Annotated in this window: 15 protein-coding genes; 14 read left to right on the top strand and 1 reads right to left on the bottom strand. The window is 32.2% G+C overall.

Going from position 1 to position 15799, the window contains the following annotated elements; all coding sequences use genetic code 11:
- Nucleotides 1-2: 2 nt before the first annotated feature.
- Complete coding sequence (locus FAF07_RS17300) at nucleotides 3-854, top strand: universal stress protein (RefSeq protein ID WP_142786301.1); 852 nt, start codon at nucleotides 3-5, stop codon at nucleotides 852-854.
- On the opposite strand, the gene FAF07_RS17295 is transcribed toward FAF07_RS17300, so the two are convergent.
- Nucleotides 829-1932 (bottom strand): ISAs1 family transposase, encoded by a 1104-nt coding sequence (locus FAF07_RS17295; protein ID WP_142784254.1) that lies wholly within the window; start codon nucleotides 1930-1932, stop codon nucleotides 829-831. The genes FAF07_RS17300 and FAF07_RS17295 overlap by 26 nt on opposite strands.
- Nucleotides 1933-2229: 297 nt before the next feature.
- Between FAF07_RS17295 and FAF07_RS17290 the strand changes: the two genes are divergently transcribed.
- From FAF07_RS17290 to FAF07_RS17230, 13 genes are all read left to right on the top strand, one after another.
- Entirely contained in the window at nucleotides 2230-3084 is an 855-nt protein-coding gene (locus FAF07_RS17290; RefSeq protein WP_142786300.1) for a universal stress protein, read from the top strand.
- Between the two features lie 72 nt (nucleotides 3085-3156).
- A complete protein-coding gene (locus FAF07_RS17285) occupies nucleotides 3157-3567 on the top strand; it encodes a hypothetical protein (RefSeq protein WP_142786299.1) in 411 nt (136 codons plus the stop codon).
- Between the two features lie 68 nt (nucleotides 3568-3635).
- Entirely contained in the window at nucleotides 3636-4478 is an 843-nt protein-coding gene (locus tag FAF07_RS17280) for an ATP cone domain-containing protein (RefSeq protein WP_142786298.1), read from the top strand.
- Between the two features lie 5 nt (nucleotides 4479-4483).
- Nucleotides 4484-5857 (top strand): MBL fold metallo-hydrolase RNA specificity domain-containing protein, encoded by a 1374-nt coding sequence (locus FAF07_RS17275; protein ID WP_142786297.1) that lies wholly within the window; start codon nucleotides 4484-4486, stop codon nucleotides 5855-5857.
- Between the two features lie 19 nt (nucleotides 5858-5876).
- Nucleotides 5877-6293, top strand: a complete 417-nt coding sequence (locus FAF07_RS17270; protein ID WP_142786296.1) for a hypothetical protein — start codon at nucleotides 5877-5879, stop codon at nucleotides 6291-6293.
- 118 nt (nucleotides 6294-6411) lie between these two features.
- Nucleotides 6412-6927, top strand: coding sequence for an Hsp20/alpha crystallin family protein (locus FAF07_RS17265; RefSeq protein WP_142786295.1), 516 nt, complete (start codon nucleotides 6412-6414; stop codon nucleotides 6925-6927).
- Nucleotides 6928-7098: 171 nt separating this feature from the next.
- Nucleotides 7099-7542: a hypothetical protein gene (locus FAF07_RS17260; RefSeq protein ID WP_142786294.1), complete on the top strand. Its 444-nt coding sequence runs from the start codon at nucleotides 7099-7101 to the stop codon at nucleotides 7540-7542.
- Nucleotides 7543-7623: 81 nt separating this feature from the next.
- Complete coding sequence (locus FAF07_RS17255) at nucleotides 7624-8292, top strand: hypothetical protein (protein WP_142786293.1); 669 nt, start codon at nucleotides 7624-7626, stop codon at nucleotides 8290-8292.
- Nucleotides 8273-8965, top strand: coding sequence for a hypothetical protein (locus FAF07_RS17250; protein WP_142786292.1), 693 nt, complete (start codon nucleotides 8273-8275; stop codon nucleotides 8963-8965). Before FAF07_RS17255 ends, FAF07_RS17250 begins: the two co-directional genes overlap by 20 nt.
- A gap of 405 nt (nucleotides 8966-9370) precedes the next feature.
- Complete coding sequence (locus tag FAF07_RS17245) at nucleotides 9371-9817, top strand: hypothetical protein (RefSeq protein WP_142786291.1); 447 nt, start codon at nucleotides 9371-9373, stop codon at nucleotides 9815-9817.
- Between the two features lie 541 nt (nucleotides 9818-10358).
- Complete coding sequence (locus FAF07_RS17240) at nucleotides 10359-11687, top strand: hypothetical protein (RefSeq protein WP_142786656.1); 1329 nt, start codon at nucleotides 10359-10361, stop codon at nucleotides 11685-11687.
- Between the two features lie 188 nt (nucleotides 11688-11875).
- Entirely contained in the window at nucleotides 11876-13315 is a 1440-nt protein-coding gene (locus FAF07_RS17235; protein WP_142786290.1) for a T9SS type B sorting domain-containing protein, read from the top strand.
- Nucleotide 13316: 1 nt separating this feature from the next.
- On the top strand, nucleotides 13317-15674 hold the full coding sequence (locus tag FAF07_RS17230) for a PorP/SprF family type IX secretion system membrane protein (RefSeq protein ID WP_142786289.1): 2358 nt from the start codon (nucleotides 13317-13319) through the stop codon (nucleotides 15672-15674).
- Nucleotides 15675-15799: the final 125 nt, after the last annotated feature.

The following is a 15799-nucleotide window of genomic DNA, read 5'->3' as shown; positions in this document are numbered from 1 at the left end:
TCATGCTCAACATTTTACTTCCAACAGATTTTTCGGATAATTCATGGAATGCTATTGTTTATGCACTAAAACTTTACAAGGATGAGGTGTGCACTTTCTATTTATTAAACTCCACATCTCTTAAAGCTTCAACCATGTCTAGTCTTTCAAACAAGTTATTAAGAACTATGCGGGAAGAGGCTATGAAGGAATTGTTGGAATTAAAGGAATTAGCCGACGTTGCAGATACTAACTCAAATCACAGCTTTGAGGTAATCTTAAGTTCAAAACATTTACAAAGCGCCATTAAGGTAGCCGTTAAAGAAAAATTAATTGATTTAGTTATTATGGCAACCAAAGGCGCGACGGGTGCAAAAGAATTACTTTTTGGGAGTAATACCGTAAGCGCTATACAAAGCCTGAGGCATTGTCCAATGTTAATTGTGCCACAAAATTATGATTATTTAGAACCCACTCAACTAGCGTTTGCAACAGATTATAAACATGCATATAGTAATAAAGACTTAGTGCCTTTGAAGCATTTAGCTGATTTATATAATTCTAAAATTAGGATTGTTCATATTAACGTTGAAAAAGAATTAAATAGCGTACAGGAGTATAATTTCACTATGCTTAAAAATTATTTAAATAATCATGACTATAGTTTTCATTGGATGCCAGATTACTCCAAAAAAGTCATAGAAATTAATGATTTCATCGAAGAGCTACAAATAAATATACTTGCTATGGTGAAATATAAACATAGTTTAGTCGAAAACATTTTTAAGGAATCAGTAGTAAAAAAAATTGGTTTTAATCCTAGAATACCATTTTTGGTCCAGGGCAAACTCACACTTTTATTCCTAAGATCTTAATAAGATAGTTGTTATCGTAAGCCGCTTTTAGCCTTTTTCCTTTTAGTCCTTGCTTGGTTTGTTTATCTTTTCTTAGCAAGTTTAGTGCAATTTTGCTTAGTATAGAGAAATTTTGGGCAGCATTACCAGCTCTTTTTCTTGAGGCGTCTTCAGAGAAAGCCACATCGAGTACCCAATGTAGTTTGTTTTCAATTCCCCAATGTAAGCGTATCATTTTCTGTAGTGCTTTTGCATCTGTTTTCACACTTGATATATAATATCTTGTAGCTGTTTCTGTTGGCTTGTCGGAGTTTTTAAATTCTCTAATACTTTCTACTTTTACTATACTTTCCAGCCCTGTCCATTTATCTTGGTCTTCAATAAATTTAAAGTCATTGATAACACTACATTTTCGTGTTTCTATCCTGCCGTGTCCCAGATCTTCATCGGTATGGCTATCTATAGTCTTGCCAAAGCGAAATTCGTCTAGAATATCTTGATGCAATTGCTTTTGGTTTTCTTTTACAGCTAAGATGTAATCTGCTTCTTGTTTAATAATAGTTTCTGCAATAGCCTTTTGACAGCCCATGGCATCAATGGTAACTACACATCCTTTTACAGTAATTAGTTCCAGTAGTTTTGGTATGGCCGTAATTTCATTGGATTTTTCAGAAACCTTGACCTGTCCTAAAACCATATTGTTTTTGCTTGCCCAAGCACTTACCATGTGAAAAGGGGATTTCTTACCATTAGATTTAGCACCTCTCAAGGTTTTACCATCAATGGGAATAACCTCGCCAGCCGTTATATCAATCAAATTAGAGACCCAATCTATAAAACAGGTTTCAAATTGTTCTGAATCAATGGAAGAGAACACTCGGTTAAAGGTGTCATCAGAGGGCGTACCATTTGGCAAATCAAGAAATGAACGCAAAAAATCTACTTTTGCTTTGGCATAAGTTTCCATATCTTTCCATGAATCTGCCGCACAAATCACACTAATTATACCAATAAGAAGGATGTCTTCTAAGTTATGAAGCTTGTTTATATCGCTTCTAGGATCGTTTATCTTACTGAATATAGACTTGAATTTGTTCATTGTTTTTAAAACACTTAAATTATTGATTATCAGTATAATATACAATAATTTAAAATGAAAAACAACAGCTATCTAACTAAATATCAGATAATTAAGTGTGTTTTTAAGTAAACAAAATGGCTGAAAAAAGTGTGAGTTTGCCCTGATTTTTGGTCATACCGGCTTAAATTTCAAAAACAATGCGATATGGCCTTATGCATAAGCTGTATTTTAGTGGGTTTTCAAGGGTGATTAAGCTGATATATATCATTGCTATATTAGTGTTTGTCCTATACATTTAATTAAAATTATAAAACCATGAAGCGTAAAATCCTATTACCAACAGATTTTTCAAAGAATGCATGGCATGCCATAAATTATGCTTTAAAATTGTATAAAGATGATTATTGCGATTTTTATATTCTAAATGTATTTTCGGCAACCAGTGATGTTATAAAAAGTTTGATAAGCATGGAACCGGGTAGTGAATTATATGAAACCACAAAAGCAGCATCTGAAAGCGAATTAGCCCAAGTTTTGGACATGCTTGCCTATAGGGATCATAAAAACCCGAAGCATCATTTTAAGCCTATTTCAACATTTAATGATGTCATTGAGGCTATTAAAAATATAGTTGAAGAGAAAGATATTGAAATGATAATTATGGGCACAAAAGGTAAAACAAATTCCAGAGGTGTTGCTTATGGTAGCACTGCCATTAACGTTATGGAAAAAGTGCGTAACTGTCCAGTCATTGTAGTTCCTGAATCAGCAAAACACGACTTGCCAAAAGAAATTGTTTTCCCCACAAGTTTCAAAACCCATTTAAAAAAGCGAGAATTAAACTACTTAATAGACATTGCAAAGAAATGTAAATCAAGTATTAAAATTCTTCATGTTTCTGAGGAAGATAATTTAGACAAAAAACAACTCAGCAATAAAAAACTTCTAGAGGAATATTTTGAAGATATTAATCATTCGTACCATACACTTAGTCACATTGATGTAGCAACTGCAATTAACTGTTTTGTTGAAAGTAGAGCGAGTGATATGGTTACTTTTATAAATAAAAAACACGTTTTTTTCGGAAGTATATTAACGCATCCTTTGGTGAAGAATATAGGACGAGATTCCAAAGTGCCCATATTGGTGATGCATGATTTGAGAAACTAATAACCAATTTGAATTTTTTAAAAAAGAGTATTAAGAAACACAGATATAATGTCAAAATTAAAATTTAATCAGATGAAAAGAGTAGGGGTTTGGTTGGATAAAGAAAGAGCTATTATTGTAACCCTTTATAATGGTGAAGTAAGCATGAACACCATATTATCTAAGGTAGAACATTTTCATGTTCATGGTGGCTCTGGCACCCGAAAAAAGGGTGGTCCACAGGATGTTGTTCAAGATAGTAAATATTTAGAACGTGAAAAACATCAATTAAAAAAATACTTTAATGATATTATTATAGAAATAAAAGAAGCCAATGCTATAGTCCTTTTTGGTCCAGCAGAAGCCTGTTTTAAGTTTAATAAAGAGTTAATCACTTATCATACAGAATTGAGTACTAAAGTTAAAGATGTTGTAAAAGCAGACAGTATGACTAAAAGCCAAGTAAAAGCTTGGGTTAAGGATTTTTTCCTAATGACACACTAATACATGTTGGGTGGTTAGTTACTAACTAAATCAATATTAGCTCTCGATAATATAATAAAAAGATAAAAATGGAAACTGATTCTATTTATATCATTAAGTTTTCAGGCGAAAAAGTAAAATTTTCATTGGAGAAATTAAAGACTTCACTTAAACGCATAGGTGCTGATAATCAAACTGTAAATCTAATTATTGATAAAGTAAGCGATGAGTTATATCAAGGGATTTCAACCAAGGAAATATATAACAGAGCATTTGCTTTGCTCAAAAAGAAAAAAAGCTATTTAGCATCAAGATACAAGCTTAAAAAAGCCATTTATGAATTTGGACCAACAGGTTTTCCGTTTGAGCGTTTTATTGGAGCCATATTAAAATATTCAGGATATAAAACTGAAATCGATAAAATTTTACAGGGACGATGTGTTACCCATGAAATAGATGTTATGGCTTATAAAAACAATGAAACTACCATTGTGGAATGTAAATTTCATAATGAACAAGGACTTAAGTGCAACGTAAAAATCCCGCTCTATGTCAATGCGCGCTACAATGATGTAAAAGCAAATTGGCATATTAATCAAAAAAAGAAATCCATACTCACAGAGGGATGGGTGGTAACCAATACCCGTTTTACAGAAGATGCATTACAATATGGTAAATGTGTTAATCTCTATTTATTAAGTTGGGATTATCCTAAAAATGACAGTTTAAAAGATCGAATCGACAGGTTACGACTATATCCAATAACAGCCTCTACCTTACTTACAAAAAGGGAAAAGCAGTTTTTATTAAGCAGAGATATAGTGCTGTGTAGAGAGTTAATAGGCGATGTATTTTATTTAGATCATTTGGGGATTTCACAAGTGAGAAAGGATAAAATATTGAATGAAATAAAATTACTGTGCAATCATTAGAAGTTATGAAAAACTTTGCAAGAATACACTTTTTAGGAGCCTCAGGTGTTGTTACCGGATCTAAATTTTTTATAGAAACCTCAGAAAAAAAAATATTAATAGACTGTGGTATGTTTCAAGGACTAAAGGGATTAAGGGAACTTAATTGGAGCGATTTGCCAATTCCTGTTAACAATATTGATGTTGTCTTATTGACGCATGGGCATTTAGATCATGTTGGTTATTTGCCCAGGTTGATAAAACAAGGATTTACAGGTAAAATTATAGGAACAGCACCAACTTTGGCCATTGCAGAGATTATTTTAAAAGATAGCGCTAAAATCCACGAAGAAGAGGCTAAAAAAGCAAATAAAGAAAAATATACCAAGCATAGCCCAGCACTACCATTTTATACGCTATTGGAAGTAGAGAAAACCCTGGCATTATTTCAAGTAGAAATAGTTGATAAATGGATAACACTATCTGAAAGTATATCGTATCGCTTTCAATATAACGGTCATATCATTGGCGCTACATTTATTGAATTAGATATTAACGGAAAACGGTTTGTGTTTTCGGGAGATATAGGGCGCTCCAATGACTATTTATTAAATGACCCTAAAAAACCCGAATGGGCAGATGTTTTGTTTATTGAAAGCACGTATGGTCATAAATGGCATCCCAATGAAAATATTGAAGAACTTTTATCCAATCTCATCAAAGAAACGCTTCATAAAAAGGGAAATCTAATCATCCCTAGTTTTGCTGTAGAACGTTTGCAAACACTCATGTATTTACTTTGGAGACTTTATGCCAAAAATAAAATACCAAACATTCCCATTTTTATAGATAGTCCTATGGGAAATAATGTTTTAGAGGTTTTTAAACGTTTCCCTAAGTGGCATAAATTATCTGCATCAGACTATAATGCTATGTGCAATCATATAAATATCGTACAATCATATAAAGAAACATGGGACACCATTGATGACAAACGATCAAAAATAATTATAGCAGGTAGTGGTATGGTAACTGGTGGGCGTGTACTAACCTATTTGCAACAACTTATAGAAGAATCCTCCACCACGGTACTATTGGTAGGTTATCAAGCTGAAGGCACACGCGGCAGACAATTACAGGATGGTGCTCATCAAATTCGTCTATTTGGTAAATATTATTCTGTAAAAGCTACAATAAAACATGTAGAGAGCTTATCGGCACATGCAGATCAGCATGATTTACTAAATTGGATGGGCCATATTAAAAATATTCCTGAAACCGTTTATTTAATTCACGGAGAATCTACGGCATTAGACGCCTTTCGCTTAAAAATAAAGGACAGCTTTAACTGGAATGTCAAAATTCCAAAACTATCAGACGTTGAAAAAGTGATGCTTTAATACTATAAATTTCAAAAAAATGAAAACAGACCATTCCTATAAGACCTTTAATGGTAATAAAACAATTGAAGAGTTACAGCAGAATATATGGCATTATATTAAAACTTTGAAAAATTTTCAGTTGGAACTGGATTTTTATAAATTTTTAGTAGATAAACCTATATTTAAACAACATGTCATGAATCTGTATGAAATACTTGCTCGCTATAAAAAAGAAATCAATACTCTAAATGAAAAGCGTAATAATCTCATAGATGACCTAAGCTCACATTCTAATCAAATTAGGACTAAAATAGAATGTGAAGACTTGGCCTGTGATAATTTTTTTATTAAAAAACATGATAATTTAGAACTACGGGTTATCAACTTTTATAATGAATTGCAAGTGTTTAAATTCGAGTTTTTACAATATATACAGGGCGTAGTGGCTCCTTAAAATTTGATATAACAATGATTGAAATCACTATGAGTCAACTGATATATATCATTGTGAAAAGCGGTTTCAGTAAATATATTAGTGATGCAATAAACGTTTAACTTAAATATAAAAAATTATGACAACATTAATGAAACGCAGAAAAAAGAACCGGCTAATGCCCCTTGACAATACATTAGCGACTCCTTTTTTAAGACCTTGGGGAAGTAGATTATTCAACTCTGATTTTGGTAATTTTAATAATTTATCGAGATTTGAAGATTTTTTTAAAGATGATTTTTTTGAAGATGACAGCCTAATGCCAGCAATGAACATTAAAGAGCATGATGACAATTTTGAAATTGAATTGGCTGCTCCTGGATTTAACAAGAAAGATTTTGAAGTTTCTATTGAAGAGGATGTTCTTCATGTATGTGGGGAAAAAGAGATAGATTCAGAAGAAAAAGATGATGACTATTCCAGAAAAGAGTTTAGTTACAAATCTTTTAAAAGATCTATGATGCTTCCACCTTCTACAGATTTAGATCAAGATGTCAAGGCATCTTATAAAAATGGTATCTTAAAAGTAAAGCTACTAAAGCATGAGGATATTATTGAAAAACAAGCTCCTAAAAAAGTTATAGAGGTGATCTAATTTATTGAGCAGAAAGTAATAATTCTATAATTAATTACCTTCTGCTCTCTTTAAATTTTTAAACACAAAGTGAAACTGATTGGTTAAAATAATCTTTGGGCAGACCTAGCAATATCTATTTTAATCATTAACGGCTTCACATCATCAAGATAAATCAATTAAAAGGAATCCATGAAATCTAAACACATTACAAGAAAATATGAAGCTTGGTTAAGTCCAGAAATCATGCACAATGCATCTCGCAAATGGTTATCTGAATTACGATTTGCAAAAGATGAAGAATTATTTTTCAATGATTTAATAAAATCTTATACACTTCAACTTATAGACTCCAAATATTTTAAAGAAAGTAAAGCGCTTATAGATAAAATAAGCACGTTAGAAAAAGAAACCAATAGGTTAATTGAAATTATTAAAACCCACGAAAATGATCTTAGAATTATGGTGGATGGCATTGATCAATTAGATAAAGAGGAGGCTTATAAAAAGGAGCACGGAAAACTCATTGTAGTTATAAGTGACTTTAAAAGAAAGTATAGAGCAATTAAAACAAAACTATTTACGCTTGTGAAAAGCATTATTAAAGAAGGGAAACAGAAGCGTTTGCTTCAATAGAAAAATTAAATAGAATGATTTATTTAATAATACTTGTAATTTCTTTATCACTCGACGTAATGATACATTAAAACTAAAGCAATGAAACTTTTAAAGGGATTGATACTATGCGTATTAGCATGTTGCTGCTCAACAGCAGAACTCGTTGAAAACTGGAAAAACCCAGATATAGAGAGTTATAGTCCAGATAAAGTTTTATTGGTAGGCATGACTTCTAACAAGAAAGCAAGACAACAATTTGAAAAACAATTAAAAAGGGAATATGAATCCAGAGGTATAGAATCTGTAATGAGTTTGGAATTTTTTGAACCATCGTTTCTTTTGGAAAAAAAGACCGAAGAACAACTAAAAACACTAGAAGATAGCCTCATTATTAATGGGTTTGATACCATCTTGTTTACAAAGGTAATTGGTGTAGAAGATAAAATTGCCTACAAGAAGTATTATGATGGCTACGATAATACATATAGGAGATTTAGTGAGGACTATTTAAAATATCAAGACGCCTTTTACAATCCAGATTATTATGAAGAATATACTGTTTATCATACAGAAACAGCCATGTATTGTATATGCCCAACAAAAGAAAGAGAACTTATTTGGAAAGGGTATATAGACATTATGGACCCACACTCCATGAGTGAGACTATAAATGATTATGTTAGGTTAGTCATTGTTGTACTAGAAGAGCAGCAGCTTATCAATCCAGTGCTATTGGAAGATCATATAAATGAAAACGCTATTATGTAATATAATTTTAATATCTAAAAGGGTAGGGTCTTTAATTCTAATGTCATTGATGATAAGTTGCTCTTCAACAAAGCTTGTAACAAGTTGGAAAAATCCAGAATATCAAATATTTAAGCCTAAAAAAATATTGGTTGTTGGTGTCACACCAAATAAAGAGGCACGTAAAGCTTTTGAATTTGAACTCATAAACGCATTAAACGCCAGAAAAATATATGCATTACAAAGTGCTGTGGTTTTTGAAACGTCATTTCAAGACTCTAAACAGACAGAAAAAGAAATTGAAGATCAAGTAGAAATCTTACTTTCAAAAGGCTATGATACGGTTTTAGTCTCTTTAGTAAAAGGTGTGGATGAGAACGAATCCTATGGTAGTGAATCTTCAAAAACAGATTATCATTTGCGTCGCTTTATTTTTTACTATTTAATGTATCAAGATGCTTATTTTGAACAAAACTACTACACGCGCTACAAGGTTTTTAATATTGAAACATCCATTTATAATTTAAAAAAGGATGCCGATAAAGCTTTAGTTTGGGTAGGATCTTTCGATTTAGTAGATCCCAATAGCTCAAATAAAACCATTAGTATGTACGCTGAAAAACTCATAAAAACTCTAGAAAAAGAAAAAATAATTCCAAAAAAAATAATTCCAAAAAAAAGAAATCTTAAATAAACTCCTTACTTATGATGCCCTCTGTTATATCGACATTTTAATCTAAATAATTCCCCAATGGCTCTGTTTCGGGGAAGTCGGTTTCAAGAAATTTTTTATGGTCTATATCATGTTTTTTCTTATTGCAGAAATGCTAGGAGAACAAAGAGATTTTGGTTTTTCAGTGATTTTTTATTCCTATCACTAGCTTTTGTTTTGGTTTTTAACCTGCTCTAGATGTTGCAGTTGCTTATTTAAATTATAAATAAAAGGACTGTTTTTTAGCTGAATCATAGTATTTTACAATCTAATCACTTAATATAAAATCAAGTGTATTTAAAGTTTATTGTCAAAAAATTCGATAAAGCGCTTGTTTTTTACGATAAATTACATAGATTTGTGAAATCAAACCCTTAAATCTTAGTCATGAGAATGAAAATCATTTTATTCAGTTTTAGTTTTTTCTTAGCTATTGGTGCTGGTTATGCCCAAAAAAAGAATCAACCTAAAAGCATTATTAGCGAGCGCGTATCGATAAAAAAATATCATAATAAAGAAGAATTAGAGCGTATGCCTAAAGGTGAATTGTTAACATTGTATATTGAACGTATTGAAAGTTTAGTAAAAACATTGCCCTACATAGCATTTGCTACAAAACCAGGTGTTACTATGACAACATTAGGTATTCCTAATAATAATGATAACCGAAAAGTTTTAGACAATCAGTTTGAAGCAACCGGAGACTTTTTAGAATCTACAGTTGATTTTCATAAAAAAATATTACCGTATTCAGATACCAGCAACTTGGTTGCAGCTATTTTGTTTTACGAAGAAAGCATGAAATCATTGCACGAATACAGTGAATTTCATTAATTAATGTTTTGGGCTTATAGTGAAATCATCTTGACTTTTTCTATTTCCTAAAAAACGGCTAAAATTTATCCATATTTCGTTATTTTTTTTATTCGTAGCGATGCTATGCCTTTCAAAAAGTATCTCATCTGTACAAATTTTATCTCGTTTTCGGTTAAAAACAAAAAGTCAAGATGATTTCAGTAAAAAAGATGACATCAACAATGTCATTCATTTTTATTATCAAGTATTATAAAAGGATTAGTTAGACTAAGTACTTAGTCTAACTAATCCTTTTTTCTATGTTGCCCACATGTATTCTATACAAAAAACAGAGAAATTTCTTAAATTTCATATGTCTCAAATAGAAAGGATTTAAGGGGATGACTTATTTTTTAAAATATTTTAGTAAAAGATGCATTTCGTCGTAAGAAAAATCTATATAATTTAATTAAATAATACACTTTATCGAAACAATTGGTATTTCATAGGTTTTTTTGTTTATATTTGAGCATTACTTTTATATAAAATCATTAGTGGTTTTAATTTTAAATTTAAGATGATGAAAAAATTTACCCAAATGTTATGGATGTTTCTTATTGTGATAGGAAGTGTGTCTGGACAACAAGAAAAAGGAATCATAGGCACCAACAATTGGTTGTATAACTGGACCAATTTTCAACCTGGCCAAGAAGATTATGATGAACCTACTCAAATTTTGGCAGGCAATATTACCGAAGACACGAAATTATATAAAAGAGATACGTACTTGTTACTTGGAAATGTGTTTGTTACAAATGGAGTGACACTTACTATAGAACCGGGTACCGTTATTCTGGGAGATTATGACTCAAAAGCGTCGCTTACAATTTCAAAAGGTTCTATTATTATGGCCGATGGTTTAGAGACAGATCCAATTGTATTTACTTCCAATAGAGGTGTTAAAAGATCTGGAGATTGGGGTGGTTTAATTATTCTTGGTGATGCCCCAAGCAATAAGTTTGGTAATGGTTCTGTGGCGTCATTTTATTCGCAGCTAGATCCATCCGCTTACGGCAGTGCAAATTTTGGAGGTGAAAATATAGAAAGTTGTTCCGGTGTATTAAAATATGTTAGAATAGAATATGCAGGGAAACGTGTTAAAAATGCAGGCTATTTTAATGGTTTATTGTTAGCAGGAGTTGGCGCACAAACTGTATTGGAAAATATTATGGTGAGTTTCTCTGAAGGAGATTCGTTTGAAATTTGGGGAGGCGCAGTAAATCTAGATAAAGTAGTGTCCTATAAATCTAACAGTAACGATTTTTATTTCAATTATGGTTCTCAATCTCAGGTAAATAATTCTTTAGCCATTCGTTCGCCTTATGTCTCTAGTAGTAATGGAGCTAGGTGTATGCAGATCAATTCGTATGTTAAAAAAGAAGAAGTTGATTTTACAAAAAAAGGAACATCAATCATCACAAGGAACTTAACCTTGATTAATGATAGTGAAAACTTACAAGCAGATATAGATAAAGGTTTAGTTAAAGAAGCTGTGTACGTTGGTCATTTCGCATCACTGGACATGAATAAAAGCGTGATTTCAGGTTTTAATCCAGCAGTTTTGCTAGAAGATAAGATTACTGTAAATCAGGAAAATTTAGAGAAAATTAAATTTACAGATATGTATTTTAATAACTGTAACGGAAACATTTTTACTGAAAACAATTCAAATAATGAAGATTTAGAAAACTGGTACGGCAATAGGGCCTTTTTTAATGTATACTCTAAAAGTGCCAATTCTGAGACCTTTATTGATTTAAGAAACGAAAGAAGACCAGATTATAGATTAAGAATTAATAAAATTATTGCTTCAAACGAAGTAGATCCAGATTTAAGAGAAGGCGACTAATTGATAATTTAAATACTAGTTTCTAATTAAACCTTAGATCCCTTTTATTTCAGTTTATTTCCCAAATAAATTTTAGGAATTCTTCCGATTAAATCTAAAACAATGATATAAGTGAATTTCAATTCTAATAACAAGGTTAGAGCGATAATTGTTTCTAGAGTCTTATTTAATTAAGAAAATAATATCGAATGAGAAATTTTACTATTATTTATATCGTTGTTTTTGTCTTTTTAGCTTTTTCTAAAGTTACCCATGCGCAGATTGTAATAAGCAAACCAAACCTTGGTTTTAGTCAGGCTTGTGCGAGCCCTTCATTCAATACATATAATGTTACATTTAGCTTTTCTCCAGAAGCTGGTATAAGTGCTTCAAATCAATTTATTATAGAATTGTCGGATGATTCGGGAAGCTTTTCAAACCCTACAGTCCTTTATACATCAGTTCAGGGAACGGTAACGGTATCACCCGCCACATTATCCTTTTCAGTTCCAACTACTATTGCTGGAGAGGCTTATAAAGTTAGAGTAAAAAGTACGTCACCAGTAGCTACAAGTACAGGTTCAGATGCTTTTGCAGCATACTATAAAATTCAAGATACCCCATTTTCAATCAATAATTTAATTGATAGTGGCGTGTATTGTAATGGAGGGAGTTATTTGTTAACTATAGATAACCCAGGAACAGGCGATAACGACTCGCCTTTACAATACCCATCTCTTACTTTCAATTGGTATAGAGAAACAAGTCCCACAACATCTGTTTTTGTTGCCTCAGGAAATAGTTTATCCGTCAATCAATCAGGGACATATTTTGCTGAAACGAATTATGGCACCTGTACATCGAATTCATTTTCAAATCGAGTGACCGTTAGTGAATCAGGCACCACAAGTGTGTCTTCTATTAATTCTAGTCTTGGTAATCCGTTTTGTGCTAGTCAAGGGACGACCACTTTAAGCACTATAAATGGGAACGGTTATCAATGGTATAAAGATGGTATTGAAATTCCAGAGGCTACAGGACAAATGTACACAACGGATGAATCTGGTATATTCTCCGTGGCTATAGATTTAGGTGATTGTACTGCTGATGCATCTATTGATCTTCAAAGTAAAGATTATACAAGTAGCATTGATGTGCCAGAAAACAATGTTATTGAGTCAGATGAATCATTGATTGCTACTATAACGACTACGGCCAACAATCCAGAATTTCAGTGGTATTTAAATGATACTATGATTTTGAATGCTACAGAAAGTAGTTTTGAAGCTACACAAATTGGCAATTATAAAGCGGTGGTTACACAGACCATAGGTTGTGTGGCGTCTACTGAATTTCTTTTTCAAATTACAGAAGCCTTTCCTGATGTAGAAAAGATTCCTAATCTCATTAGTCCCAATGCAGATGGTTTCAATGATACTTGGGTTATTCCTCAAAATTATGTGAGTGGCACCAATACAGAAGTACAAATATTAAATTCACAAGGAGAAATTGTACTTAAAACGAAGGATTACCTAAACAACTGGCCTCAAACCGAAATCAATTTTAAAGATGTTAACCCAGTTTATTACTATATCATTACAACGTCAGATAACAAAACGAGAAAAGGCTCAATAACGGTCATTAAATAAGGTGAAAAAACACGTATTACATATCGTCTTATTTTTCAGTCTTGTGCAGCTGTCATTTTCTCAGGAAAATGGTGTTGTTGCATTTAATTTACCCGTTAGAAATTCTTTAAAATTTAATAAATATGTTATAAATCCAACCTTCAGTTTTGTACGAGAGCAAAATAAATATGTGAGTTTTTCCAATAAAAGACAATGGGTGCAATTTGATGATGCACCACAAACATACTTATTTAGTTACGCAGGGAGGTTTAGAGAAAATGCAGGGATTGGAGTGGGGGTATTTCAACAAGATTATGGTGTGTTAACCACGTTTGGTGGTGTTTTAAATTATGCCTATAATGCTGTACTTAATCGAGATAGTAATTTGACTTTTGGTGTAAACCTAGGTTTTTATAAAAGTGGTGTTAACGAAGGCAAAGTGATTACTAATTTTCCCGACCCATCATTAGAGACTATTCCGTCCAATTCTTTAATCACCATCAATCCTGGTATTAATTATGGTACCACTTTTTTTGATTTTGGTTTGGCTTTCAATAATATAGTTCAGTACAATTTACAAACCTCTAGGATTATTGAAGAAAATCCAGAACAAAGTATTCAAGCGCATATGATGTATACGGGATATTTTGATAGTCGCGGTTTTTTTGATGAAAGCAAATTTTCAGGGTTGGTAAGATCAGAATTTAAAAAAGAGCAAACAGTTATTTCTGGACTGGTCATGCTAACCATTCCTAAAGGAATTTGGGCACAATTAGGATATAATACGCTTTATGGGGCATCAGCTGGTGTCGGATTGAATATTAGCACACAAATTGCTATGGAATACAATTACGAAAAGTTACTCGGGGATTTTGCAGCTTTTGGTAATTCGCATGAAATAACATTGGCATATAAATTTAAGAAGCGCAATAGATATAACTATAGTGATGATGACGAGGAACAAGCACTTATAATACCTGCTAAAAGAAAGCGTAGACCTGTTGCGAGCAGAAAATCACCGACTAAATCAATTACAAAAGCTAGATCTAAACCTGTTGCTAACAATGATAGCCAAACAGATGCACAGGCAAAAACAGATCAAGAAGCACAAGCGAAGTTACTAGCAGAAGCTCAGGCTAAGAAGGATGAAAATGCGCAGGCTGAACAATTAGCGAATGCACAAGCTAAGGAAGATGAAGAAGCTAAGTTATTAGCTGAAGTAAAAGCAAAAGAAGAACAAGAAGCAAAGGCAAAATTATTAGCAGAAGCTCAGTCTAAGGCGACTGAAGAAACTCAGGCTAAGTTGTTAGCGGAAGCTCAGGCTAAGGCAGACGAAGAAGCACGGGCTAAGTTATTAGCAGAAAAGCAAGCAAAGGCAAATGAAGAAGCCAAAGTTAAGTTATTAGTAGAAGCTCAGGCTAAGGCTGATGAAGAAGCACAGGCTAAATTGTTAGCAGAGCAAGAGGCTAAGTTGTTAGCGGAGGCGCAAGTGAAAGAAAACAGTGCACCTACTGATGCTGCGACAATATCGCTTGATAATCTAGCGAAATCTACAGAAGAATCAAAGTTATTGCAGCAGCAATTATTAACTAAGTTAAGTGAAACAGTTGCTAGTAAAGAACAGGATCTTAAAGATTTGAAAGAAGAAAATGACTTAAGTGAACAAGGAATTTTTAAAGCACCAAAGCCTTTTAAAAGTCTCACGGCAGAAAATGCAGCATTAGAATCTTTAACGTTGGAAATTGACAATGTTATCATTGCTCAAAATAATAAGATTAAAGAATTAGAGAATTTATATGCAGAAAGACTCAAAACGGTTTCTAATGTAAATGATGCTACTAATGCATTTTACCAAAATTCCATACAAGTTTTAAAATCTGAACAAATGGTAGCCATGCAATCAAAGCAGACTTTAATGACAACCTTAGAGGAGATTAAAGTAGCTACTGAATTTGAGAGAAAACGTAGAATTAAGCGAGCGGCTTATGATAATGAGGAAGACAGATATTTAAAAGATAAATCCACATTAAATCAAATCACACAAAATACACCTACTAGTAATGTGCCGCTGCAAGAAGAAGATTTTGATTTTGGGGAAACACAGAAGAATATTCAAATTGTTAAAGATATCAAGAATGTAGATAGTGGTTATTACGTGGTGTTAGCGGTACATACAGATATGGATAAACGCGATGAATTTTTAAGAAAAACAGTATCTACTGGAGAGAAAGATATAAACTTCTTTTATGATGTCAATACGAGTAAATACTATATCTACCAAGAAAAATACGATGATATAAGCAGTGCTAAAAGAGCTATTGAATCAAATGGAGATGCTCCCTATAAAAGCAAAATGTCGCTGGTTAAAATAGAAAATTAATTAATAATTTTTTTCCTTAACATTTTTTAAGTAAGAAACATTTACACATAGTTTTGATTAAATTACATTTCTTACAAAAATATAATTTATACCCGTTTAAACAACTCAAAAAATCGATGAAATGT

Source organism: Changchengzhania lutea, from assembly GCF_006974145.1.
Taxonomy (GTDB): Bacteria; Bacteroidota; Bacteroidia; order Flavobacteriales; family Flavobacteriaceae; genus Changchengzhania; species Changchengzhania lutea.
Note: the sequence above shows the minus strand (reverse complement) of the source record. Positions and strands in the feature narration are given on the sequence as shown.